This is a genomic window from Streptomyces sp. NPDC059355 (genome assembly GCF_042752335.1).
Taxonomy (GTDB): domain Bacteria; phylum Actinomycetota; class Actinomycetes; order Streptomycetales; family Streptomycetaceae; genus Streptomyces.
In genome coordinates this window covers 1-23,328 of record NZ_JBHYXN010000014.1, presented here as the reverse complement: position 1 = coordinate 23,328, position 23,328 = coordinate 1, and the positions used below count along the sequence as shown (strand labels likewise).

At 72.2% G+C, this 23,328-nt stretch carries 24 protein-coding genes and 1 riboswitch; of the genes, 12 read left to right on the top strand and 12 right to left on the bottom strand.

The features are described from left to right. The first annotated feature begins 126 nt into the window (after positions 1 to 126). The gene (locus ACFXGI_RS15835) at positions 127 to 366 is read left to right on the top strand and encodes a bacterioferritin-associated ferredoxin (RefSeq protein WP_030863597.1); all 240 of its coding nucleotides are present in this window, start codon (positions 127 to 129) and stop codon (positions 364 to 366) included. 56 nt (positions 367 to 422) lie between these two features. Here ACFXGI_RS15835 and bfr read toward each other — a convergent pair whose 3' ends face one another. Next, positions 423 to 902: a bacterioferritin gene (gene bfr / locus ACFXGI_RS15830; protein ID WP_030863600.1), complete on the bottom strand. Its 480-nt coding sequence runs from the start codon at positions 900 to 902 to the stop codon at positions 423 to 425. Positions 903 to 1,113: 211 nt separating this feature from the next. Here bfr and ACFXGI_RS15825 point away from each other — a divergent pair, with 211 nt between their 5' ends. Next, positions 1,114 to 1,746, top strand: a complete 633-nt coding sequence (locus ACFXGI_RS15825; protein WP_384706321.1) for a sulfite oxidase-like oxidoreductase — start codon at positions 1,114 to 1,116, stop codon at positions 1,744 to 1,746. 134 nt (positions 1,747 to 1,880) lie between these two features. Here ACFXGI_RS15825 and ACFXGI_RS15820 read toward each other — a convergent pair whose 3' ends face one another. The 3 genes from ACFXGI_RS15820 to ACFXGI_RS15810 form a co-directional block, all read right to left on the bottom strand. Further along, positions 1,881 to 2,738 (bottom strand): deoxyribonuclease IV, encoded by an 858-nt coding sequence (locus tag ACFXGI_RS15820; protein ID WP_384706319.1) that lies wholly within the window; start codon positions 2,736 to 2,738, stop codon positions 1,881 to 1,883. Positions 2,739 to 2,754: 16 nt separating this feature from the next. After that, entirely contained in the window at positions 2,755 to 4,674 is a 1,920-nt protein-coding gene (gene pknB, locus ACFXGI_RS15815) for a Stk1 family PASTA domain-containing Ser/Thr kinase (RefSeq protein ID WP_384706317.1), read from the bottom strand. Positions 4,675 to 5,275: 601 nt separating this feature from the next. Next, the gene (locus ACFXGI_RS15810) at positions 5,276 to 5,437 is read right to left on the bottom strand and encodes a hypothetical protein (protein ID WP_384706521.1); all 162 of its coding nucleotides are present in this window, start codon (positions 5,435 to 5,437) and stop codon (positions 5,276 to 5,278) included. 297 nt (positions 5,438 to 5,734) lie between these two features. Here ACFXGI_RS15810 and ACFXGI_RS15805 point away from each other — a divergent pair, with 297 nt between their 5' ends. Then, on the top strand, positions 5,735 to 6,853 hold the full coding sequence (locus ACFXGI_RS15805) for a helix-turn-helix domain-containing protein (protein ID WP_384706316.1): 1,119 nt from the start codon (positions 5,735 to 5,737) through the stop codon (positions 6,851 to 6,853). 13 nt (positions 6,854 to 6,866) lie between these two features. Next, positions 6,867 to 7,445 (top strand): HD family hydrolase, encoded by a 579-nt coding sequence (locus ACFXGI_RS15800; RefSeq protein ID WP_384706314.1) that lies wholly within the window; start codon positions 6,867 to 6,869, stop codon positions 7,443 to 7,445. A gap of 484 nt (positions 7,446 to 7,929) precedes the next feature. Here ACFXGI_RS15800 and ACFXGI_RS15795 read toward each other — a convergent pair whose 3' ends face one another. The 3 genes from ACFXGI_RS15795 to thiO form a co-directional block, all read right to left on the bottom strand. Then, a complete protein-coding gene (locus ACFXGI_RS15795; protein WP_384706312.1) occupies positions 7,930 to 8,724 on the bottom strand; it encodes a thiazole synthase in 795 nt (264 codons plus the stop codon). 5 nt (positions 8,725 to 8,729) lie between these two features. Beyond that, positions 8,730 to 8,930 carry a sulfur carrier protein ThiS gene (gene thiS, locus ACFXGI_RS15790; RefSeq protein WP_384706310.1) on the bottom strand — a complete coding sequence of 67 codons (201 nt, stop codon included), beginning with the start codon at positions 8,928 to 8,930 and terminating at the stop codon, positions 8,730 to 8,732. After that, positions 8,927 to 10,144, bottom strand: coding sequence for a glycine oxidase ThiO (gene thiO, locus ACFXGI_RS15785; protein WP_384706308.1), 1,218 nt, complete (start codon positions 10,142 to 10,144; stop codon positions 8,927 to 8,929). Before thiO ends, thiS begins: the two co-directional genes overlap by 4 nt. After that, positions 10,142 to 10,254: riboswitch (TPP riboswitch) on the bottom strand. Its footprint overlaps the gene before it by 3 nt. A gap of 104 nt (positions 10,255 to 10,358) precedes the next feature. Between thiO and ACFXGI_RS15780 the strand changes: the two genes are divergently transcribed. The 5 genes from ACFXGI_RS15780 to ACFXGI_RS15760 all read left to right on the top strand — a co-directional run bounded on the left by ACFXGI_RS15780 (position 10,359) and on the right by ACFXGI_RS15760 (position 14,869). Next, positions 10,359 to 11,579 carry an NAD(P)/FAD-dependent oxidoreductase gene (locus ACFXGI_RS15780; protein ID WP_384706306.1) on the top strand — a complete coding sequence of 407 codons (1,221 nt, stop codon included), beginning with the start codon at positions 10,359 to 10,361 and terminating at the stop codon, positions 11,577 to 11,579. Between the two features lie 79 nt (positions 11,580 to 11,658). Next, positions 11,659 to 12,024 carry an Rv2175c family DNA-binding protein gene (locus tag ACFXGI_RS15775; RefSeq protein WP_384706304.1) on the top strand — a complete coding sequence of 122 codons (366 nt, stop codon included), beginning with the start codon at positions 11,659 to 11,661 and terminating at the stop codon, positions 12,022 to 12,024. Positions 12,025 to 12,178: 154 nt separating this feature from the next. Continuing rightward, positions 12,179 to 12,841, top strand: coding sequence for a thiamine phosphate synthase (gene thiE, locus ACFXGI_RS15770; protein ID WP_384706302.1), 663 nt, complete (start codon positions 12,179 to 12,181; stop codon positions 12,839 to 12,841). Between the two features lie 92 nt (positions 12,842 to 12,933). Beyond that, positions 12,934 to 13,851 (top strand): methylenetetrahydrofolate reductase [NAD(P)H], encoded by a 918-nt coding sequence (gene metF, locus ACFXGI_RS15765; protein WP_030863632.1) that lies wholly within the window; start codon positions 12,934 to 12,936, stop codon positions 13,849 to 13,851. A 52-nt stretch (positions 13,852 to 13,903) separates the two neighbouring features. Continuing rightward, the gene (locus ACFXGI_RS15760) at positions 13,904 to 14,869 is read left to right on the top strand and encodes a hypothetical protein (RefSeq protein WP_384706300.1); all 966 of its coding nucleotides are present in this window, start codon (positions 13,904 to 13,906) and stop codon (positions 14,867 to 14,869) included. 61 nt (positions 14,870 to 14,930) lie between these two features. On the opposite strand, the gene ACFXGI_RS15755 is transcribed toward ACFXGI_RS15760, so the two are convergent. The 5 genes from ACFXGI_RS15755 to ACFXGI_RS15735 form a co-directional block, all read right to left on the bottom strand. Then, entirely contained in the window at positions 14,931 to 16,343 is a 1,413-nt protein-coding gene (locus tag ACFXGI_RS15755; RefSeq protein WP_384706298.1) for a phytoene desaturase family protein, read from the bottom strand. Between the two features lie 76 nt (positions 16,344 to 16,419). Then, positions 16,420 to 17,055: a DUF4126 domain-containing protein gene (locus ACFXGI_RS15750; protein WP_384706296.1), complete on the bottom strand. Its 636-nt coding sequence runs from the start codon at positions 17,053 to 17,055 to the stop codon at positions 16,420 to 16,422. A gap of 127 nt (positions 17,056 to 17,182) precedes the next feature. Then, the gene (locus ACFXGI_RS15745; protein WP_030156028.1) at positions 17,183 to 17,584 is read right to left on the bottom strand and encodes a DUF3040 domain-containing protein; all 402 of its coding nucleotides are present in this window, start codon (positions 17,582 to 17,584) and stop codon (positions 17,183 to 17,185) included. Positions 17,585 to 17,889: 305 nt separating this feature from the next. Then, a complete protein-coding gene (locus ACFXGI_RS15740; protein WP_384706294.1) occupies positions 17,890 to 18,648 on the bottom strand; it encodes a methyltransferase in 759 nt (252 codons plus the stop codon). 182 nt (positions 18,649 to 18,830) lie between these two features. Continuing rightward, on the bottom strand, positions 18,831 to 19,295 hold the full coding sequence (locus ACFXGI_RS15735; RefSeq protein ID WP_384706292.1) for an SAV_6107 family HEPN domain-containing protein: 465 nt from the start codon (positions 19,293 to 19,295) through the stop codon (positions 18,831 to 18,833). Between the two features lie 194 nt (positions 19,296 to 19,489). On the opposite strand from ACFXGI_RS15735, the gene ACFXGI_RS15730 reads away from it, so the two are divergent. From ACFXGI_RS15730 to ACFXGI_RS15720, 3 genes are read left to right on the top strand one after another with little or no spacing between them, the layout of a single operon-like run. Beyond that, complete coding sequence (locus ACFXGI_RS15730; protein WP_384706290.1) at positions 19,490 to 20,335, top strand: ATP-binding cassette domain-containing protein; 846 nt, start codon at positions 19,490 to 19,492, stop codon at positions 20,333 to 20,335. After that, the gene (locus ACFXGI_RS15725) at positions 20,307 to 22,394 is read left to right on the top strand and encodes a YhgE/Pip family protein (RefSeq protein WP_384706288.1); all 2,088 of its coding nucleotides are present in this window, start codon (positions 20,307 to 20,309) and stop codon (positions 22,392 to 22,394) included. The genes ACFXGI_RS15730 and ACFXGI_RS15725 overlap by 29 nt, the downstream gene beginning before the upstream one ends. A 44-nt stretch (positions 22,395 to 22,438) precedes the next feature. Next, positions 22,439 to 23,065 carry a TetR/AcrR family transcriptional regulator gene (locus ACFXGI_RS15720; RefSeq protein WP_384706286.1) on the top strand — a complete coding sequence of 209 codons (627 nt, stop codon included), beginning with the start codon at positions 22,439 to 22,441 and terminating at the stop codon, positions 23,063 to 23,065. Positions 23,066 to 23,328: the final 263 nt, after the last annotated feature.

The following is a 23,328-nucleotide window of genomic DNA, read 5'->3' as shown; positions in this document are numbered from 1 at the left end:
GATGTGATCCGTGCCCCACAGTCGTTTCCAGGGCTTTTAGGTAAGCCTCACTTTGGGTACGGTTAGGTAAGCCTCACCGAATAGGGGATGGCTGCAGAAACCATTCCTGTCAGGGAGGTGAACCGCGTGTACGTCTGCTCTTGTTTCGGGATCACCGACAAGCAGGTCAAGGACCACGCGGCCGCCGGGGCCTGCACCCCCCGCCAGATCGCCTCCGTCACCAAGGCCGGCACCGACTGCGGATCCTGCGTACGCACCATCCAGGGCATCCTGGGCCGCGGGGCCTGCCCGCGCCGGGAGCTGCTGGAGAAGGGCAACGCGGCCGCCGTGCTCGCCGCCGACCCGGAGCTCGCGGAAGCCGCGTAGGGATCGGGGAAGCCGTGGAGGGCCCGCGGAGGCCGTGGAGGGCGTGAGCCCGCGGCTCAGCTCTCCGGCTGCTCGATCAGCTGCGCGATGTACAGCGGCTCGCCGATGCTCTCGATGAGCTCCAGCTGGGTGTCGAGGTAGTCGATGTGGTGCTCCTCGTCCCCCAGGATCTCCTCGAACAGCCGCGCCGAGGTCACGTCGCCCTTGCCGCGCATCACCTCGATACCGCGCTTGAGGCGGTCGATGGCCTCGACCTCGACCTGCCGGTCCGCCTGGAACATCTCCGTCAGGGTCTGGCCGACCCGGACGTGGAAGAGCCGCTGGTAGTTCGGCAGCCCGTCCAGCATGAGGATGCGCTCGGTGATCTTGTCCGCGTGCTTCATCTCATCGATGGACTCTTCACGCGTGTACTTCGCGAGCTTGGTCCAACCCTTGTTGTCCTGGATCCGGTAGTGGAGCCAGTACTGGTTGATCGCCGTGAGCTCGCCGGTCAACTGCTCGTTCAGAAACTCGAGGACCTCGGGGTCGCCCTGCATCGCAGAGGCTCCTTCCAGGCAGTGTCAGCAACGTGACGGGGCTGGGGGTATGGCCGGTATCGCCCCAGTCGTGACTGGGGGAGTGCGCGCATCCTTGCACCGCCGCAGGGGGCCGTCCAGTAAGTGCCTCCTTAGTGTGAGTTGGCGTGAGTTGCCCGTATAGGGGCATACCTGGTCGTGACCACCCTGCAGCGTCTGTCACCATGGAGGCATGGGTCAGCCGGAAAGCCGGGAATCTCCGGGAGCAGAGCAACTGGAGCTTCCTCCGGGGCAGCGGCTGCAGCGCGGCTGGCCGGTCACCCATTACGGCCCGGTCCCCAAGTTCAAGTCGGACCGCTGGGAATTCCGCGTCTTCGGGGCCACCGCCGACGGTGACAAGCACTGCTGGAACCACGAGGAGTTCACGGCCTTGCCGTTCGAATCCGTCGTGGCGGACCTGCACTGCGTGACGAAGTTCAGCATGCCGGGCGCCGAGTGGGGCGGGGTCCTGGCCCGCGACATACTCGCCCTGGCGCCGCCGTCGCCGCAGGTCACGCACGTGATGGTGTGGGCCGAGTACGGCTTCAGCTCCAATCTGAGGCTGGCCGACTTCGCCACCGACCGGACCGTCTTCGCCACCCACGAGGGCGGCGAACTGCTCACCGCCGAACACGGCTTCCCGGTACGGCTCGTGGTGCCGCACCTGTACGCGTGGAAGGGCCCGAAGTGGGTCCGCGGCATCGAGTACATGACTGCCGACCGCCGCGGCTTCTGGGAGGATCGCGGCTACCACAACATCGGCGACCCCTGGCGCGAGCAGCGCTACTCGTACCAGGAGGAGCCGGGGGACGGCCCCGAGCTGTAGGGGCGGCCGGCCGGACGGACGGCCGGTCTGCGGCCTGCGGTCAGCGGTACCGGTGGGCGACCGATTGCCCCGTGCCGCGGCCGATCGGCCACGCCACCCGGATGGCCGTACGCGGCTCCAGGCCCGCCGACGGGTCAGTGAAGCTCGCGCAGTTCCTTCAGCAGGGCCACGTCCGCCGCGTGGCCCTCCTTCCCGCCCGGCGTTTCGGTGATCAGCGGGACGCCCTCCATCGCGGGGTGCGCGAACAGCTCCGCGAAGGCGCCCCGGCCGATGTGGCCCTGCCCGATGTTGGCGTGGCGGTCCTTGTGGGAGCCCACGCCCTCCTTCGAGTCGTTGGCGTGGATCAGCTTCAGCCGCCCCTCGCCCACCGTGTCCACCAGCAGGTCCAGCGTCTGCTTCGTCCCGCCCGGCTCCGCCAGATCGTGCCCGGCGGCGAAGACGTGGCAGGTGTCCAGGCAGATCCCGAGCTTCGGGTGGTGGTCGAGCGCCTCGAAGTACGGGCCGAAGTCCCAGGTCCGCGAGCACAGCGAGAAGCCCTGCCCGGCCGTGGACTCCAACAGCAGGAACGGGTCGTCGTCGTGCGTCAGCTCGTCCAGCAGCGGCAGCATGTACTCCCTGACCTGCGCGTACGCCGCCTCGCGCGGCCGTCCCGCGGTCGCCGAGCCGGTGTGCACGACCACCCCGAGCGCGCCGATCTCCCGGCCGCGGCGCAGCGAGTGCCGCAGCGACTCCACCGACTTCTCCACGGTGGCCTCGGTGTGCGAGCCGAAGTTGATCAGGTACGGGGCGTGGACGTACGCCGGGATCGACTCCTGCGCGCACTGCGTGCGGAACAGCTCGTCCTGCGCCGGGTTCCCGACGGGGGTGGCCCAGCCGCGCGGATTCGCGACGAAGACCTGTACGGCCTCGGCGCCCATCTCCCTCGCGTACGTCAGCCCCACCGAGGCGAGCCCGCCGGCGACGGGGACGTGCCCGCCCACGGGATTGCGCATGGCCCGGTCCATCCCCCTACAGCCCCTTCGTCCGCAGGACGACGGTGCTGCCCTCGGGCGCGCTCTGGCCGCCCGGCACCGACTGGGCGTCCACCGTGTTGCTGAAGGAGATGAGCGGACGCTCCACCTTCACCTTGAATCCGGCCGCCTCCAGCGTCTTGCGGGCCACGTCCGCCTCCTGGCCGGTCACGTTCGGCACCGGGATCTGCCGGGGGCCCTTGGACACGGTGAGCGTCACCGTGTCACCGGTCGCGGCCTGGGCGCCGGCGCCGATCGACTGGTTGGCGACCGTACCGGCCGGGAACGGCGAATTGACCTGCTCGGCGGCCATCTCGACCTTGAGACCGAGGTCCTGGAGGGCGGCCCGCGCCTGGTCCAGGGGCCGTCCGACCACGCTCGCCACCTGCACCGGCCGGCCCTTGCTGACCACGATCGCGACCGCCGTGTCGGTCGAGCGCTTCTGCCCGCCCTGCGGGTCGGTGGAGATCACCGAACCCTGTGCGACGTCCTGGCTGAACGCCTGCGTGACCATGCCGGGCGCCAGCCCGCTCCTGGTCAGCTCGGCCTTCGCCTCCTCCAGCGGCTTGCCCTTCAGGTCCGGTACGAAGACGAGCTCCGGGCCGCGCGAGACCGTCAGCGCCACCGCGCCGTTGCCGCGGATGCGCTTGCCGCTCTCGGGGTCGGAGTTCATCACCGTCCCGCGGTCGAAGGTGTCGCTGAACTTCCGGTCGACCCGCTTCACGCCGAGGCCGGCCGCGGACAGGTCGGACTTGGCCTGCGCCTCCGTCTTCCCGAGCAGGTTGGGGACCTTGGTGAACTGGCCGGAGTTGATGTACCAGACCCCGGTGCCGATGCCGAGCGCGAGCAGCACGCCGACGATGACGAGCAGCGTGCCGCGGCGCGGTCCGCGCGAGCGGGCCGGGACCGGCGCCTGCTCCGGCGCCGCCCCAGGCCGGTCCGGGAGCTCCAGCCGGGACGTCCGGTCCACGGGCGGCTGCGCCGCGAGGGGGCGCGGGATCACGCTCGTGCGGTCCTCGGTGGCACTGTGGTCCTCGGCACGCGCCTGCGGCGGTACGGCGTCCAGCTCGGCGTCGCCGAGCAGCGCGCGGGCGTCGAGGGTCAGCCCGAGCAGTCCGGCGGCGTCGGTCGGCCGCAGCTCCGGATCGCGGGCGGTCGCGTACGTGACGAGCTGGTCCAGGATGCCGGGCAGCCCCGGGACGGCGGCCGACGGGGGCGGCACGTCCTCGTGGAGGTGCTGGTAGAGGACCTGGGCGGCGGTGCCGCCGGTGTGCGGCTTGGAGCCGGTGAGCATCTCGTACAGCACGACACCGCAGGCGTAGACGTCCACGCGGGTGTCGGTGACGCCGTTCTCGATCTGCTCGGGGGCGAGGTAGGAGACGGTGCCGAGGACGGCGCCGGTGGTGCTGGTGACGGTGTCGACGGAGCGGACCAGGCCGAAGTCGGCCACCTTGACCCGGCCGTCGTCGCCGATCAGGACGTTCTCGGGCTTCATGTCGCGGTGCACGAACCCGGCGCGGTGGGCGGCGCCGAGGGCCGCGAGGACCGGCTCGAGGATGTCGAGGGCCGCCCGGGGCCGGAGCGCGCCGCGCTCGCGGAGCACGTCGCGCAGGGTGCAGCCGGAGACGTACTCCATGGCGAGGTACGTGTACGGCCCGTCGGTGCCCTGGTCGAAGACGGCGACGACATTGGGGTGCGCGAGGCGGGCCACGGACTTGGCCTCACGGATGAAGCGGTCGACGAAGCCGGCGTCGGCGGCGAGCGCCGGGTGCATCACCTTGAGGGCGAGCACGCGGTCGAGGCGGGTGTCGACGGCCCGGTAGACCGTCGCCATGCCGCCGGCCGCGATGCGGGCGTCTACGCGGTAGCGGCCGTCGAGTGTCTGCCCGACGAGGGGGTCATCCAGGGTCGTATCCACCCGGCGATTCTACGAGCCGGTGCCTTTGGGCCGTGCGGGGTGTCCACGCTTGCAGCGCAGCCGTGACATGGAGGGGGCGTACGGGTCCCACGGCGCGGGCCCGCCATCTCCCCCTCGGCCCCCCGGGGCGGGTCGGCGGCTGCCCACCCGCCCCCTCCGTCCGCGGGCCGGTGGTCCGGGTCAGCCGTACCCTCCTGGGCCGGATCGGAGAGGGTTTGGGGGCTTCCCGTCAGTCCCATCGTCCTTCCGTGCCGCGCCGGCCCGTCAAGGGCGCTCCTCCGTCGCGTCGCTACGCGATGGCCTTCGGCCACCCTTGACCGACCGCCCCGCCCCGGAAAGACAAGGACTGCCGGGAAACCCCCAAAAGGACGGTCAGAGGGCAGGAGCAACGGGAGCGGCCACCTCAGCGAAGCGCCGACCCGCCTACGGGCCGGCCGACCACGCACCTGCGCCGCTGCGCCCGCAATACAGGCCAACGGCGACGGCACCCGCATGAAACAGCGACCAGACCGCCCTGCGGACCACCGAAGCGCAACAGATCGCTACGCGCTCCTCATCTCTCAGCGTCCGCAGGCCGTCTGCGTGCGAGTCGACTCGGCGGTCATCGTCGGTCCAGGCAGCCCTCCAGCGCTTCGACGTACTCGGCGGGCACGATGTTGCGGACTGCCGTTGTGAATTCGAGGCCGGTCGCGTCCCGGATGTAGGCGAGCCGCACCCATCGCTCCGCCCCGCTGTCCGAGACGTTCTCGTTGATCACAGCCATCAGCTCGCCCTCGGTACTGATCGACGAAGCGCTCCCAGCCGGCGCGCGCTCGGGTGAGAAGCGCCGGGCTGGGCGCGGAAGCACCCTTCGGCTCCGGCCAGGAGCCACAAGGGCGATTGCCGGACGGAGGCCCTCCGTCGGCTGCGCCTCTCTCTGCCGCATTCAAGACGGCCTCCATGTCGCTACGCTGAGTGGTCTGGTTGTTACCGCGCACACGAGCGTAGGTAGGTCGCCCTGCCGGTCGAAGTGACCGTTGGTACGGGTACTTGGCGAAGAATTCGCGATCAGGGAGGTGCTGTGGTCGGCAAGGGGCGCGCCACCCTGACCGCTGGTCCGGGAAGCCGACGGCCCAGCCGCCTCGGAACGGTTTCCGGGTACGTCTTCCGGGTCATCCGGGAGCAGCTAGGACACACGCAGGACAGCCTCGCGGAGGCCTTTCACCTCTCGACGGATGCCATCGCGGGGTGGGAATCCGGCAGGCGGCCGCTGACGGCTCTCTCCGTCGGCCAGATGCTCGGGCACCGACATCGACTCATGCGCATGGGGACTCCGGCAGTCTTACTCACTGCCTTGGAAAAGGCGATGGAGGCAGACGTCCTGCTGCTGAGCGCCCTCGAAGGGGATGAGCCGACCAACGGCAGCCCTCTCGGCTTGTGGGTCATGCAACGCGACCTTGTGGAAATCCTGGCCTGGCCACTCAACGGCGAAGCCCCGGAGTCCATGCGTGCGCTGCCGCCTTCGAGTCGCTCCCGTCGCGGCCCGGTGCCAAGCGGGCCTGAGCTGGCTGCGGCAGAACGCACCCAGTTCTTCCAGTACCTGCGCACGACGGCCGAAGAGGCCCGAGACGCTGATCAGTTCCTGCTGCGCCGACAAGCCCTGTACCTCGTGGGCTACGACCAGGCAGCGGATACCGTCGACTGGCTGCTGCAGCAGCAGAAGGCAGAGCGGCCCGACGACTGGCTCACCCGTTGGCTCAGTGCCCGTTCCGTGGCCACCGTTGCGGCCCGTCAAGGTGACCGAGAGCGCATGGGACATTTCATCTCTACCACGCTCGAAGGCGATGACTTGGGCGAAACCGCCAACCTCAACTACTGGGCGTACTGGATCGGAGAGGCAGCGCACCTCCAGCTGTCCGACGACTTCATCGTGGAAACCGATGCCACCACCTGGCAAGGGCACAAGCTCTTCCAGCACTTGGTGAAAGGGCTCAGAGCACAGCACGGCTTTTTCGACCTGAACGTCCACACCCTCTGGGCACTCCTGGCTGCCCGTCCCAGCCTTCTGAAGACGGCCACTTCCACCACCCGAGACCTGCGGGCCCGGATGCCCGTGCTGTTGGATGGGACCGAGCCCTCGACGGGAGCGCGTCGCGAGCTCGAAGGCATTCGGTACGCGATCCGCCTCGCTGGGGCGTGAGAAGGAGACAGACGTGGCTGACGACCTGTCCGCGGTGGCCCACTTCCTCTACGAGGCCGGAACGCTCAAGAACGCACGCCGCACAGGCTGGTGGATGGCAGGCGTCAACAACCCCGAGAGCGTGGCCGAGCACTCCTGGCGCACATCTCTGATGGCTTCCGTCATCGCCAAGCTGGAGGGAGCCGACCCGGCCCGCGCAGCCTTCCTCGCGGTGTGGCACGACACCCAGGAAACCCGCAGTGGCGATGTGAACCACCTGGGCAAGAAGTACTCCTCCTCTGCCGACCCCGCCGCGATCACGGCCGACCAGACGGCCGGCATGCCCGACCTCCTCGCCTCGACCATCCAGGACCTCGTCGCGGAGTACGAGGCCAAGGAGACGCCCGAATCGATCTGTGCCCGTGACGCCGACAAGCTGGAATGCATGCTCCAAGGCATCGAATACAAGGCGCAGGGCTACGCGAACGCGCAACGGTGGATCGACAACAGCCGCGGCCGACTGACCACCGAAACCGCCCAGCGCCTCGCCGACGAACTCCTTGCCCAAGGCACCCTGAACTGGCTCCGCGCAGCCATGGGCGAGCAGCCCTGATTGCCCTGACGGTCTGATCAGCCCCAGGCGGCTGTCAGTCGCCGAGAAAAGCGGAGCGCGTAGCTACCTGTTGCGCGTGGGTGCTCCGCAGGAGGCTGGTCAGCATGTGGTGCGGGTAGCCAGGCCCCGGCCCCTCGTCTCATCGCTGAGAGACCCGTCCCTTTCCTGTGGACCGTGCCGTTCTTTTGGGGGTTTCCCGGCAGTCCTTGTCTTTCCGGGGCGGGGCGGTCGGTCAAGGGTGGCCGAAGGCCATCGCGTAGCGACGCGACGGAGGAGCGCCCTTGACGGGCCGGCGCGGCACGGAAGGACGATGGGACTGACGGGAAGCCCCCAAACCCTCTCCGATCCGGCCCAGGAGGGTACGGCTGACCCGGACCACCGGCCCGCGGACGGAGGGGGCGGGTGGGCAGCCGCCGACCCGCCCCGGGGGGCCGAGGGGGAGATGGCGGGCCCGCGCCGTGGGACCCGTACCCACCCGCCCCCCTCAGAACGCCGGGCGTTCCGGGTCCAGGGTGGCCCGGCCCGTGGTGGGGGAGGACGGTTGCGCGAAGCGGCGCTGGGGGATGCGGCCCGCGCGGTGCGCCAGCCGGCCCGCCGAAACCGCGTCACGCATGGCCGCCGCCATCAGGACCGGGAGCTGGGCCCGGGTCACCGCCGACGCCAGCATCACCGCCGCGCACCCCAGCTCCATCGCCAGCGCCACGTCCGAGGCCGTGCCCGCCCCCGCGTCCAGGATCACCGGAACCCCGGCCCGCTCCGCGATCAGCTCGAAGTTGTGCGGGTTCCGGATGCCCATCCCCGAGCCGATCGGCGACCCCAGCGGCATGATCGCCGCGCAGCCCACGTCCTCCAGCTTGCGCGCCAGCACCGGGTCGTCGTTCGTGTAGGGCAGCACCGTGAAGCCCTCGTCGACCAGCGTCTCCGCCGCGTCCAGCAGCTCCACCCCGTCCGGCAGCAGCGTCCGCTCGTCCGCCACGACCTCCAGCTTGATCCAGTCCGTGCCCAGCGCCTCCCGTGCGAGGCGCGCCGTCAGCACCGCCTCGCCCGCCGTGAAGCACCCCGCCGTGTTGGGGAGTACGGAGATGCCCAGGCGCGTCAGCACCGACAGGACGGAGCCCTGCACCGTCGGGTCCAGCCGCCGCATCGCCACCGTCGTGAGCTCCGTGCCGGACGCGACCAGCGCCCGTTCCAGGATGTCCAGGCTCGGCGCCCCGCCCGTCCCCATGATCAGACGGGACGAGAAGGTCCGGCCGCCCAGCTCGAAAGCGTCGTCCGCCATCGCGCTCAGCCCCCCTGCACCGCGGTGAGGACCTCGACCCGGTCACCCTCGCCCACCGCCGTCAGCGGCCACTGGCGGCGCGGGACCACGGTCTCGTTCAGTGCGGCCGCGACCCCGGTCGGGGCCGCGGTCAAGGCGGCGACCACCGCGTCGAGCGTGGTGCCGGCCGCGATCTCGCGCGGCTCGCCGTTGACGGAGATGGTCATGCGTACGACTCCTGACGTGCGGTGGAGAACCGGCGCGGGCTGAACGGGCGGGCGATCTCGGGCAGCGTGCCGGTGGTCAGCAGCTGTGCCATCACGTCGCCGGTGAGCGGGGTCAGCAGTACCCCGTTGCGGTAGTGCCCGGTGGCCAGGTGCAGGCCGGGCAGGTCGGTCGGGCCCAGCAGCGGGGCGTTGTCCGGGGATCCGGGCCGCAGCCCGGCCCGGGTCTCGGTCAGCGGCAGTTCGGTGATGCCGGGCACCAATTCGTGTGCGTCGCGAAGGAGTTCGTACACCCCGCCCGCGGTGACCGTCGTGTCCCAGCCGAGTTCCTCGCTGGTGGCCCCGATGACGAGCTCGCCGTTCTCCCGCGGCACCAGGTACACGTGGCTGCCGCGCACCACCGCCCGTACCGTCCGCGACAGGAACGGCGCGTACGCCCGCGGCACCGCGAGCCTCAGCACCTGTCCCTTCACCGGCCGTACGGGCGGCAGCACCTGCGCCGGTACGCCGGCCAGCCGGCCGCTGAGCGAGCCCGCGGCCAGGACCACCTGGTCGGCGCGCAGCTCCGTACCGTCGTCGAGCCGTACGCCGACGGCCCTGTCGGCCGCGGTCAGCAGCCGCTCCGCGGCCGCCCGGCGGATCTCCACGCCGGCGCCCTCGCAGGCGGCCAGCAGCGCGGCCGCCAGCCGGCGCGGATCGACCTGGTGGTCCCCGTCCACGCGCAGGCCGCCCCGTACGCCCGGGGCCAGCATCGGCTCAAGGCGGCGGCACTCGCGGCCGGTGAGCCACTCGGACTCCAGGCCGCAGCGGCGCTGGAGGGCGTGCAGCTCGCGCAGGTGAAGCCGGTCGTCGGCGTCGAGGGCGACGGCGAGCGTGCCGCAGGCCCGGTATCCGATGTCCGTCCCGCCGCTGGCCTCGGCCAGCTCGGCGGCGAACTCCGGGTAGCGGGCGGCGGAGGCGAGGTTGAGCCCGAGGAGGGTCTCCTCGCCGTAGTGCAGCTCCGTGACGGCGGCGAGCATGCCCGCCGCGACCTGCGCCGCGCCACCGCCGGGCGCGGGATCGGCGAGTACGGTCCGCAGCCCGTGCCGGGCCGCCCGCCAGGCGGTGACCAGGCCGATGATCCCGCCCCCGATGACGAGGACGTCGGACCCTGCGGATCCGGTGGATCCGGTGGACCCTGTGGATCCCGCGTCGGATCCCTTTCGAGATGAGTGCATGGGCGTCCAGCCCCTCCCTTCGCCGGCATGACCCGGATCAGGTTCGTACGGTCGGAGGCCGCTCAGCCTCCCTCTCAGCCCGGTCCGCCCGGACTCCCGCGATAGGTACGGGCGCCAGCCTAACCCCGCCGCCGGGGGCGGGTAAGGCTGCCTCCCCGGCCGCCGCGCCGGGCCACTGTTCCTGACGTGCCATCAGATCGCTAGGCTGGGCGCCGTGAGCGAGCAGACGGAACAGACTCAGAGCGGCGTCGTCATCGTCGGCGCCGGAATGGCCGGAGTGCAGACCGCGGTCGCGCTGCGGGAGCAGGGGTGGCGCGGCCCGATCACCCTGCTGGGCGCCGAGCCCCACCAGCCGTACGACCGGCCTCCGCTGTCGAAGGCGGTGCTGCTCGGCAAGGCCGAGGACTCCGCGTTCGACGTGGACTTCGAGGGGCTCGGCGTCGTGCTCCGGCTCGGGGTGGAGGTCACCGGGCTGCGGGCCGCCGAGCGCGAGCTGGACACCGAGGCGGGACCGGTTCCGTACGAGGTCCTGGTCCTGGCGACCGGCGCCGAACCGCTGACCCTGCCCGGGGCCGAGGGCGTCCCCGGCGTGCACCTGCTGCGCACCCTGGACGACGCGGCCCGGCTGCGGCCGGTGCTGGCCCGGACGCCGGCGACCGTGGTGGTCGGAGCGGGCTGGATCGGCGCCGAGTTCGCCACGGCCGCGCGCGAGGTGGGCTGCACGGTGACCGTGGTCGAGGCGGCGGACCGGGTGCTGGCCGGGGCGCTGCCCGCGGAGGTCGCGGCCCCCATGGCCCACTGGTACGAGGAGGCCGGGGCCGCCCTGCTGACCGGAGCCAAGGTCTCCTCGGTGGAGTCCGGGCGGGTCCTGCTCGCGGACGGGCGGGAGCTGCCGGCGGGAGCGGTGGTGGTGGGCATCGGGGCCCGGCCGGCGACCCGGTGGCTCGCGGACTCGGGGGTCGAGCTCGGGCCGGAGGGCGCGGTCACGGCGGACGAGTACCTGAGGACCACCCTGCCCGGGGTGTACGCGGTCGGCGACTGCGCCTCGTTCCCGTCGGCCCGCTACGGGGCGCGACTGCTGGTGCACCACTGGGACAACGCCCTGCAGGGGCCGCGGGTGGTCGCGGCGAACATCGTGGCAGGGAGCGCGCTGCAGGTGTACGACCCGGTGCCGTACTTCTGGTCGGAGCAGTTCGGGCGCTTCGTGCAGTACGCGGGGCACCACGCGGGCGCCGACGAGCTGGTGTGGCGCGGGGACCCCGCCGAGGCGGGCTGGTCGGTGTGCTGGCTCCGGGACGGGGCGCTGGCCGCGGTCCTGGCGGTGGGCCGGCCGCGGGACCTGGCGCAGGGGCGGAAGCTGATCGAGGCGGGTACCCCGGTGGACCCGGCCAAGGTCGCCGACTCCGCGGTCCCGCTGAAATCGGCGCTGGTCTAGGGGGTGCGGGCGGGGCGCGGGGACCCGGACGGGTCGGCCCGGGTACCGGGTGTCGGTCCGAGGTGGCAGGCTTGTGCCCGTGACCGAGATTGACGCAAAGATCGACGCCCTTGTCCCCGCCTGGCTGTACGTCCCCGACATCGCCGAGATGCTCGACATCGAAGTGACCCGGGTCCGCCAGCTGGTCAAGGAAGGTCAGCTGATCGCCGTACGCCGGGGCGAGAACCGTTCGCTCCAGGTGCCCGCCCCCTTCATCGACGGCGACAAGGTCGTCAAGGGCCTGCCCGGCCTGCTGACAGTGCTCCGCGACGACGGCTTCTCCGACGAGGAGATCCTGGAGTGGATGTTCACCCCGGACCCGACCCTGCCCGGCACCCCCGCGCAGGCGCTGAGCGAGAATCGCGGCACGGAGGTGACGCGCCGCGCTCAGGCGCTCGCCCTCTGACCCGAGAGACCCGGGCGACCCGAGAGACCCGGGCGACCGGAGAGACCCGGGCGACCGGAGCAAGCCGGCTGCCCGGGTGATCCGGGCCGCCTGATCCATCCGCGGTGCGCGGGCCCGGACGGCCCGTGCACCGCATCCACCCCGGGGGGTACCCATGTCCGCGATCGTGTCCGCGAGCGCCCAGCTGTCCGATGCCCGGCTCTACCTGTGCACGGACGCCCGCAAGCGGCAGGGGGACCTCCCCGAGTTCCTCGACGCGGTCCTGGCGGGGGGCGTGGACATCGTCCAGCTCCGGGACAAGGGCATGGAGGCCGGCGAGGAGCTCGAGCACCTGCGGGTGTTCGCCGACGCCGCCCGCCGGCACGGCCGGCTCCTCGCGGTGAACGACCGCGCCGACGTCGCGCACGCCATCGACTCCGACGTCCTGCACCTGGGCCAGGGCGACATCCCGGTGCCCGCCGCCCGCGCGATCCTCGGCGAGTCCGTCCTCATCGGCCGGTCCTGCCATGCCGAGTCCGAGGTGGACGCGGCCGTCGCGGAGCCGGGCGTGGACTACTTCTGCACCGGCCCCTGCTGGCCCACCCCCACCAAGCCCGGCCGGTACGCCCCCGGCCTCGGACTGGTCCGGTACACGGCCTCGCTGGCCCCCGCCCGCCCCTGGTTCGCCATCGGCGGCATCGACGCCGGCAACCTCGACCAGGTCCTCGACGCCGGAGCCACCCGCATCGTCGTCGTCCGCGCGCTGACCGAGGCCACCGACCCGGGCGCGGCCGCCGCCGACCTGGCCAAGCGGGTCCGCGAGCGCGTTTCCGCCTAACCCTTCCCCCGGCGCCCGTGCAGGTGTCCAAAAACGTGTCCAAAAGGCGGACACGGCTTCGGCGTCCGCGTGGGCGCGTCTAACCTGCCGGTATGGCCCTTGGTACCGCTTCCACCCGTACGGACCGTGCACGCACGGTCCGCGACCTGCTGGCGTCCGGGAGCCCGTCGTACTCCTTCGAGTTCTGGGCCCCGAAGACGGAGAAGGGCGAGCGCAACCTCTGGAACGCGCTGCGCCGGATCGAGGCGGTGGGTCCGAGCTTCGTCTCCGTGACCTACGGGGCCGGCGGCTCCACCCGCGGCGGCACCGTCAAGGCCACCCAGGAGATCGCCGCGGACACCACGCTGACCCCCGTCGCGCACCTCACCGCGGTCGACCACTCCATCGCCGAGCTGCGCCACGTGATCGGCCAGTTCGCCGACGCGGGCATCCGCAACATGCTGGCCCTGCGCGGCGACCCGCCCGGCGACCCCATGGGTCCCTGGGTCGCGCACCCCGAGGGCGTCCACTACGCCGCCGACCTGGTCCGGCTGCTCAAGGAGTCCGGCGACTTCTGCGTGGGCGTCGCGGCCTTCCCCGACATGCACCCGCGCTCGGAGGACTGGGACACGGACATCCGTCACTTCGTGGACAAGTGCCGTGCCGGAGCGGACTACGCGATCACCCAGATGTTCTTCGATCCGGAGAATTATCTGCGGCTGCGCGACAGCACGCAGAAGGCGGGCTGCGACACCCCGATCATCCCCGAGGTCATGCCTGTTGTGGGCATCAAGCAGCTCGACCGGCTGCCACAACTCAGCAACGCAGTCTTCCCCGCAGCCGTGAAAGAGCGCATGCTCGCCGTCAAGGACGATGCAGCCGCTGTACGCTCCATTGGGATCGAGTTCGCCACGGAGTTCTGCGCGCGGCTGCTGTCCGAGGGTGTCCCGGGGCTGCACTTCATCACGCTGAACAATTCCACGGCGACTCTCGAGATCTACGAGAACCTGGGCCTGCACCAGCGGGCCTGATCGGCCGGTCTCCGTTTTCCTGGCGGGGCGGCCGTACCGAGAGGTGCCACGCATGGGAATGACGGTCCTCTACATCGCGTTCGGTTTCGTCGCGCTGTGGCTGCTTGCCGAGGTCCTGATGCAGTACAAGGCCCGGCTGCGCTGGCGGTTGCTCGCGTTCGCCGGGTTCCTCGGTGTGGTCGCCGGGGTCGTCCTTCCGTCAGTGCCGGTCATCGGCCTCGGCGCGGCCGCGTTCGCCCTGGGCCAGACCCTGGTGACGCTCTCCTTCCGCAAGGGCTTCGAGGCCGGCTGGGCGCTGCGCCGCGGCGGCGAGCCCGTACGGAAGCAGACCCGGCGCCGCAAGGCGGGCGGTGCGCGCCCCGAGCCCGCGCTGAAGGTGACCGGGCTGGAGTACGGTCCCGGCGGGACCGAGCCGGGCCCCGAGGGCGCGGACCGGGCCGACGAGCCCGACCAGGCGCGGCCGGAGCCGCAGTTCCATGCCGCGACCGAGGCCTACTACAGCCCGGAGCCGCTGCCCGAGGACACGGGCTCGTACGGGATACAGAGCTTCGCCCCCACCGCCGACGCGGGCGGGACGGCCGCCTTCGCCTCGCAGTTCTCCACGGCCGAGCAGGACGCCCACCAGTACGCGGCCCACTACGACGGTCAGGGCTACGACGGGCAGGGCTACGCCCCGCAGGGCCAGGGCGGCTACGACTACTCCGGCGGCTATCCGGCGAGCGGCGAACAGCAGGTCTACGCCGCCTACTCGGACCCGTACATCGGCACCGGCGGGGCCGTGATCCCGCAACAGCCGTACGACTACACCCCGTACGCCGACTACTCCGGCGCCGACCAGTACGCGAGCGGGGGCGGGCAGCAGCAGTACGCGATGGACACCCCGCCCGGCGGGGTGTGGGTGCCGCAGCAGCGGTCCACCGACGGGGCCGCCGCGGGCTACCCCGGGGACGAGCAGAACCCCTACCCGCAGCAGTACCCGTACCAGGGCACCGGCGAGTACGAGCAGTACCGCTACTGACGTACGCGGGGCAGAGAGGCGCGCGTGAGCCCCCGGGGGACGTTCCCCGGGGGCTCCGCCGTCACCGGGAGCCGCGGAAGCCCGCGCCCTCCACGATCAGCCCGGCCACCAGGGCCCCGGTCATCCCCGCGTGCGCGAGCCCGCCGCCGGGGTGCGCCCAGCCGCCCGCGAGGAACAGCCCGGGCAGGGCGGTGGTGTTGGCGGGGTAGAGCAGGGCGCCGCCCGCTCCGGCCAGTGCGGGCGCAGGCACCGCACCGCCCCGTGCGCCGGTGTCCGCCTCGATGTCCGCCGGCGTGCGCTCGTGCGTCCACAGCAGCCGCTCCCGCAGCCCGGGCACGGCCCGGGCCGCCAGGTCCAGCAGCTCCTGTGCGCGGGGCGCAGAGGCACCCCCAGGGCCGCACAGGGCGCTTACGGTGACCGCCTCGTGGTCCGCGTCGGGCCGCACGGCGGGGTCGTCGGGGCGCAGCACCGTCAGCTGGGCGGCGGGGGAGTGGACCAGGGTGCGGTGTACCGCGTCCGCGGGGCGCGCGCCGCGCAGCGCGAGCAGCAGGGTGATCCGCCCGGGCATCCCCGGCCCGCGGGCGGGAACGCCGCCGTCCGGCAGCGGGACCCGGAGCTGCCGCGGGTCGACCCCGCAGACCACGTGGTCGGCGGCGGCCTCGGAGCCGTCGGCCAGCAGCAGCCCGGCGGCCCGGCCGTCCCGCGCCAGGACCTCCCGTACCGGCGTGTCGAAGACGAAGGTCACCTTCCGTTCGAGGCAGCGCTCGTGCACGGCCGTGGCCAGCGCCCGCATCCCGCCGCGCGCGTACCAGCTGCCGAAGGTCTGCTCCATGTACGGGAGGACGGCCGCCGAGGCGGGCGCGGTGGCGGGGTCGACCCCGTACGCGCGCACCCGGGCGGCGAGCAGTTCGCCGAGCTCCCCGCCCAGCTCGCGGTCGGCCACCTCGGCGAGGGTCGGCGGACGGCGGCGCAGCAGGCCGCTCTTGCGCAGCGCGGGGTACGGATCCCCGCACAGCACCTGCCAGTCGGGGCGAAGCGGCTCCTCCAGCAGGGGGCGCCGGGTCGCGTTCCAGGCGTCCCGGGCGCGGCCCAGGACCGCGTTCCAGCGCTCTCCCGCGCCGGCGCCGAAGGCCTGGTCGAGGACGGCGGCGGCGCCGCCGCGCGAGCCGCCGGGGAGGGTGACGGCGGTGCCGTCGGCGAGGACGTGGCGGACGGCGGGGTCGACCTGCACCAGATCGACGCAGTCCTCCAGGGGCCGCTTGCCGGTCTTGACGAACAGGTCGCGGTAGACGGCGGGCAGGTGCAGCAGGCCCGGACCGGTGTCGAAGGCGAAGCCGTCCCGTTCGTACCGGCCGACCGAGCCGCCGTACATGGACCCGCGCTCGTACACCGTCACCTGGTGCCCCGCCACGGCCAGCCGGGCCGCCGTAGCCATCGCGCCCATGCCGGCGCCGATCACCGCAATTCGTGCCATGCGGATGACCCTATCGAGCGGGTTCGAGGGGAGGCGGGCGGGAGGTCGGCCGAGGTCGACGGGAGGTCGGCCGAGGTCAGCGGGGTGGTACCGCGGCCCGCGCGGTGGCCTCGCGCTCCTCGGCCGCGAGCCGCTTCTCCTCGCGGCGCTGGGCCCGGCGGCGCAGGAAGCGGCGGATCCGGCTCCACAGGAAGACGAGTATGGCCAGACCGGCCGCCAGCAGGAGGGCCGCGATGACCGCGGCGGCCTGGGGGTTGAACATCGCGAAGGTGACGATGCCCGCCACGCCGAGGTCCTCGGCGGTGCTCAGGGCGATGTTGCTGAACGGCTCCGGCGAGGTGTTGACGGCCATCCGGGTGCCGGCCTTGACGAAATGGCTGGCCAGCGCGGTGGAACCGCCGATCGCGCCGGCGGCGATGTCGGAGAGCGAGCCGCTCTGGCCGGCCAGCAGGGCGCCGACCACGGCCCCGGCCAGCGGGCGGATCACGGTGTGCACCGCGTCCCAGACGGAGTCCACGTACGGGATCTTGTCGGCGACGGCCTCGCAGAGGAACAGCACGCCGGCGACGATCAGCACGTCGGTGCGCTGGAGGGACGCGGGGACCTCGTCGGTCAGTCCGGTCGCGCCGAAGACGCCGAGCAGGAGGACCACGGCGTACGCGTTGATCCCGCTGGCCCAGCCGCTGGTGAAGACCAGGGGGAGCACACTCACCGGGACATCATGCCGCAAGGCCGCGCCGCGTCAGGGGCGATCGGGGAGAAGGGCGGACCGGCGCGGCAGAGCCGTGAGGGGACGGCCGCCCTGCGGCGGCCGTCCCCTCACCCATGTCTGCGGGGGCCTACTGCCCCTGTTCGTCGCGGCGGCGCTGCCACCGCTCCTCGATGCGGGTCATCATCGACCGACGCTGCCGGTTGCGGCCGTGGGCCGAACCGCCTGCACTGCCGGAGACGGGCTGCTCGCCAGGCTTGGGTGCCTTGCGCCAACCGGTGACCACGAGGACCGTACAGCCGAGCATGACGAGGAATCCCACCACGCTGACCCAGAGTACGTTCGGAATGATCACACCGGTCATGAGGAGCGCGATACCCACCACAATGCCTGCGACTGCCTGGTAGACCCGTCGCCGGGTGTACGTACGCAGTCCGCTTCCCTCAAGCGCTGTCGCGAACTTGGGATCTTCGGCGTACAGCGCTCGCTCCATCTGCTCGAGCATTCGCTGCTCGTGCTCCGAGAGCGGCACGGGAGTCCTCCTCATCCGTCGGTCGCGGGGGGTAGCGACCAGGGGTCCCCTTCAGGATAGGCGGGGAATCGCCCCCGTGATACCCGCCCTCTGCGCAAGGTTCCAAAACACCGCCCGAAGAAGGCACCGCCCGAAAAGGCGCCGCCCGAGCAAACCTTGCGCGAAACCGTACCGCCGGGTGGGCGGTCATGGGGCGCTTATTCCCCACTGGTCCGTCCACCATGCCGGTCACTGCGCACGATCATACGGGGCCGGGCGTCTGAACGGAGGGTGTCCGGCGTACTCCCTGAGCGGAACCCCGCAGATCAGGCGCGCTTGCCGCCCAGGACGTGCAATTGCGTGGCGACCGCGTGGAAGGCCGGCAGCTCGGCGGCCGCCTCCTCCAGGCGCAGCAGTGCCTCGACCGCGCCCGGCTCGGTGTCGACCAGGACACCGGGGACGAGGTCGGCGAAGATGCGGACCCCGTGCAACGAGCCGACCTCCAGGCCGGCACCGCCGACCAGTTCGGCGAGCTGCTCGGCGGTGAAGCGGCGCGGGACCGGGTCGCCCGCGCCCCAGCGGCCGGCCGGGTCGGTGAGCGCCGTACGGGCCTCGGTGAAGTGGCCGGCGAGGGCGCGGGCCAGCACGGCCCCGCCGAGGCCCGCGGCCAGCAGGCTGAGCGTGCCGCCGGGGCGCAGGGCGGCGACCGCGTTGGCCACGCCCTCGGCCGGTTCGTCCACGTACTCCAGCACGCCGTGGCAGAGCACCACGTCGTACGCCTCGCGCTCGACGACGTCCAGCAGGCCCTGGGCATCGCCCTGCACCCCGCGGACCAGGTCGGCCACGCCCTCCTCGGCGACCCGGCGCTCCAGCCCGAACAGCGCGTTGGGGCTGGGGTCGACCACGGTCACACGGTGGCCCAGCCGGGCCACCGGCACGGCGAACTTGCCGGTGCCGCCACCGGTGTCCAGCACGTCCAGCACATCCCGCCCGGTCGCCTTCACCCGGCGGTCGAGGGCCTCCTTGAGGACCTCCCACACCACGGCGGTGCGAAGGGAGGCGCGGGGGCGGGAAGTGTCCGACACGGCTGATGACTCCTCGGCGCGACAAGGGTGAGAGATGCGTGCCCCACCCTATTGCCTGGGAGATGCCGTGCCGGTCACCCCGTGCCTGCTCAGCCCGCGTCCGGATGCTCCGGGTGCTTCGGTGGTGTCCGCAAAGTCCCGCCCGCCCCTGCGGGCGGACGGCGCCACCTTGCCGACACTCCCTAGGCGCGGGGCTGCGGCAGCGTCGGCGACACCGGCTGGAGGGCGAGCATCCGCTCCACCAGCCGCAGGAACATCTCCACGGCACGCACCAGGTCGTCCGCGTCCCGGACCGTCGCCGCGTCCGGTATCCCCGCCTCGGCCCGCGCCCGGCGGTCGGCTCCGGAGGCGAACAGCGCGCTCCACTCCGTCAGCTCCGGGGCTATCTCCGGCAGTACCTCCCACGCGCTGCGGATCCGGGGCCTGCGCCGCGCGCCGACCGGCTCCGGCTTCCCGCGTGCGGCGAGCACGGCCGCGGCGGTGCGCAGTGCGGCGAGGTGGGCAGTGGCGTACCGCTCGCCCGGCCGGTCCAGCCGGGCGGCCTCGGCCAGGCCGGCGTGGGCCTTGGCGAGCAGATCGAGCGCGGCCGGGGGTGCTGCCGACCTGCGCGGGACGGGGTGGACAGGGGACGGGGACGGTGTGGCCATGACGAACCTCCTGTCGTTGCGTACTGCTGTGTCTGCGTTTGTGCCTACCCCATCGTGACGGTCGCCACTGACAATCAGGCTGACCTGCGACTTTGTCCCCCATCTCCGGTCAACTGCCCCCCGCTGCGCATCCGGTGCCGCCGAAGGTGCTAGTTTTTGAACTGACCGGTCAGTTCAAAAGATGGGGGGACGGCGTGGACAGTCCGCACGGAGCGGCCGTCAAGGCCGAGGACTTCGGACTCAAGGGCCCGCGCGGCTGGGTGTTCCGGGGAGTACGCCTCGACGCGGAACCCGGCTCGCTCATCGCCGTCGAAGGCCCCTCCGGCAGCGGCCGGACCTGTCTCCTGCTCGCCCTCACCGGACGCATGAAGGCCACCGAGGGCCACGCCGAGATTGCCGACCACCGGCTGCCGCGGCACATGACCGCGGTCCGCCGGGTCGCCGCCCTCGGCCCGGTCACCGGGGTCAACGAGCTCGACCAGTCCCTCACCGTCGCCGAGCAGCTGCGCGAGGGCGCACTGCTCCAGCGCCGCTACGAGGGCCCCGTCCGCGCCCTGCTGCGCCCGCGCGGCGAACGCCGCGCCGGCGCCCGGGCGCGGATCGACGCCGCCCTGGCCGCCGCCGGGCTGGACCTCGCCACCCTGCCCAAGGGCCCGCGCACCTCCGTACGCGACCTTGAGCGCCTGGAGGCGGTCCGGCTCTCCGTGGCCATCGCCCTGCTGGGCGAACCGCGGCTGCTGGCCCTCGACGACCTGGACCTCAAGCTCTCGGACGCCGAACGCGCCGAGGCGTGGACCCTGCTCCGCTCGATCGCCGCCGCCGGGACCACCGTCCTCGCGGTGTGCAGCGAGGCACCGGACGACGTGACGGTCCTGCGCACGGGCGCCGCCGAGGCCGGGTCGGCGGCCGAGGCCGGGCCGGCGGCCGGCACGGACACGAAGCCCGAAGCCACCGAAGAAGCCGTGGACACCGACGAAGCCGTGGACACCGAAGACACGAAGGGGGCCGACGATGCGCTCGCCGAAGCTCGCCGCGCTTGAGCTGAAGCGGTTCGGGCGGGGGAAGCTGCCGCGGGCCGCCCTCGTCGCGCTGCTCCTGCTGCCGCTGCTCTACGGAGCCCTGTACCTCTGGTCGTTCTGGGACCCGTACAGCCGCCTCGACAAGGTCCCGGTCGCGCTCGTCAACGCCGACCAGGGAGCCAGCGTCGAGGGCAAGAGCATCGACGCCGGAGCCCAGATCACCAAGAAGCTGCACGCCAGCAAGACCTTCGAGTGGCACGACGTGAGCCCCGAAGAGGCGGCCAAGGGCCTGGAGAACGGGACCTACTACCTGTCCCTGACCATGCCGGCCGACTTCAGCGCGAAGATCGCCTCGAGTTCCGGCGCGGACCCCGCGACGAGCGCCCTGCAGGTGCGCACCAACGACGCGAACAACTACATCGTCGGCTCGATCTCCCGCACCGTCTTCGCGGAGGTCCGCTCGGCGGCGTCCACCAACGCCTCCCGCGGCTTCCTCGACAAGATCTTCATCTCCTTCTCCGACCTGCACGACAAGACCGCCGAAGCCGCCGATGGAGCCGACAAGCTCAAGGACGGCGCGAGCAAGGCCCAGCAGGGCGCCAAGGAGATCGCCGAGGGCCTCGACACGGTCGAGGAGAAGAACGGCGAGCTGACCGGCGGCCTGACGAAGCTCAACACGGCCGCGGGCAAGCTGGAGACCGGCACGAAGGACGTCGCCGCCGGCACTCAGCAGGTCGCGGACAAGATCGGCGGCACCGCCTCCCAGGTCCGCCCCTACCTGGACAACCCCAAGCAGCTCGCCGACGCCGCGCTGCTCGTCGCGGACACCGCCCACGTCGTCAACAACCACCTCGAGACCTTCGGCAAGAAGGCCCCCGCCGCGGCCAGGGTCAGCAAGCAGGCCGCGGCCCTGGCGGCCGACACGTACAACCGCACCTGCACGGGCGCGGCGGCCAAGCCCTTGCCGGTGACCTGCGCCGACCTGAAGAAGCTGAAGGACACCACCGCCGAGGCCGCCCAGCTCGCCGGCGATGTCGACACCCTGGTCAAGGACTCGGGCGGCGATCTCGCCGACCTGCGGCGGCAGCTCACCGACCTGGAGAAGCAGGCCCGCAAGCTCGCCGCGGGCGCCCCCGGACTCGCCGGCAAGCTCGACCAGGCCGTCGCCGACGCGAACGCCCTCAACACCGGCGCCCACAAGGTCGCCACCGGCATGGCCCAGCTCCACACCGGCCTGGGCAAGGCCACCGACGGCTCCGAGGCCATCGGCGCGGGAGTCGGCAAGATCGGCGATGGCGCGCACAGCCTCGACGGCGGCATCTACAAGCTCGTCGACGGCAACGGCGCCTTGGCCGACGGCCTGCACCAGGGCGTCGACAAGATCCCCGACTACGACCAGCAGCAGCGCGACGCCCGTACCGAGGTCATGGCCGACCCGGTCAAGCTCGCCAACCAGTCCCTGCACAAGGCGCCCAACTACGGCACCGGCTTCGCCCCGTACTTCATCCCGCTCTCGCTCTGGGTCGGCGCGATGGTCGCCTACATGCTGATCGCGCCGATGAACAAGCGGGCGCTGGCCGCGGGCGCCTCGCCCTGGCGGATCGCGCTGGCGGGCTGGCTGCCGGTGGCGGGGCTCGGGGCCGCGCAGGTGGGCGCGCTGATGTCCGTACTCCACTGGGGCCTCGGCCTGGAGATGGCCCGCCCGGCCCTCACCGTCGGCTTCCTCTTCCTGGTCACGGGCTGCTTCGCGGCGATCGTCCAGTGGCTCAACGCCAAGTTCGGGGCGGCCGGCCGCATCCTGGTCCTCGCCGTCCTGATGCTCCAGCTGACCTCGGCGGGCGGTACCTACCCCGTCCAGACCAGCCCGGACTTCTTCAACGCCATCCACCCGTACCTGCCGATGTCGTACGTCGTCGAGAGCCTGCGCCGCCTCATCACCGGCGGGGACCTCGCGCCGGTCTGGCAGGGCTGTGGGGTCCTGGTGGCCTTCACCGCGGGCGCCCTCGCCCTCACCGCGCTCGCCGCCCGCGGCAAGCAGGTGTGGACGATGGACCGCCTGCACCCGGAACTGAGCCTGTAGAGACCGGGCCCGTAGAGATCGGTTGACCTGTGAGAATCAGCGCCATGGAACGCAGCAGCACCGGTACCGGCGGCGGCCGCCGGCAGGCGACCCGCCAGAAGCTCTACGAGGCGGCCGTCACCCTCATCGCCGAGCAGGGCTTCTCCGCGACCACGGTCGACGAGATCGCCGAGCGGGCGGGGGTCGCGAAGGGCACCGTCTACTACAACTTCGCGAGCAAGAACGAACTCTTCGAGGAGCTGCTGCGGCACGGGGTCGGGCTGCTGACGGCCTCGCTGCGCGACGCGGCCGAGGAGACGGAGCGGCGTGGCGGCAGCCGGGTCGAGGCGCTCGACGCGATGATCCGGGCCGGGCTCGTGTTCATCGACCGGTACCCGGCCTTCACCCAGCTGTACGTCGCCGAGCTGTGGCGGACCAACCGGGCGTGGCAGTCCACGCTGATGGTGGTCCGGCAGGAGGCGGTGGCCGTCGTGGAGACGGTGCTGCGGGAGGGCGTGGAGCGGGGGGAGCTGAGCGCGGAGATCGACGTGCCGCTGACCGCCGCCGCGATGGTGGGCATGGTGCTGGTGGCTGCGCTGGACTGGCAGTCGTTCCAGAGCGAGCGCTCGCTCGACGACGTGCACTCGGCGCTGTCGCTGCTGCTGCGGGGCCGGGTCAGCGGGAACCGCTGAGAAGGTCACCCGGGGCCCGGGTGACCCCCGATCGGCGGTGCCGCGGGGTGCCGGGACGGCGTAGAACTGGGGGCGCCACCCGCTGTGCGTGAGTACGCGTACCTAGCCGCGGAAATGAGTAGCTGCGCGGATGGCCCCCACCTGCGCCGACGTCAGACTGGGGAGACGGACGGGGACCCGGTCCGGACCGCCGACACGGGGCGGCCGGTGCGGACCGGGTACCTATTTCCGATGCGTGGACGCGAAACGGCGGGGCTCGGGGG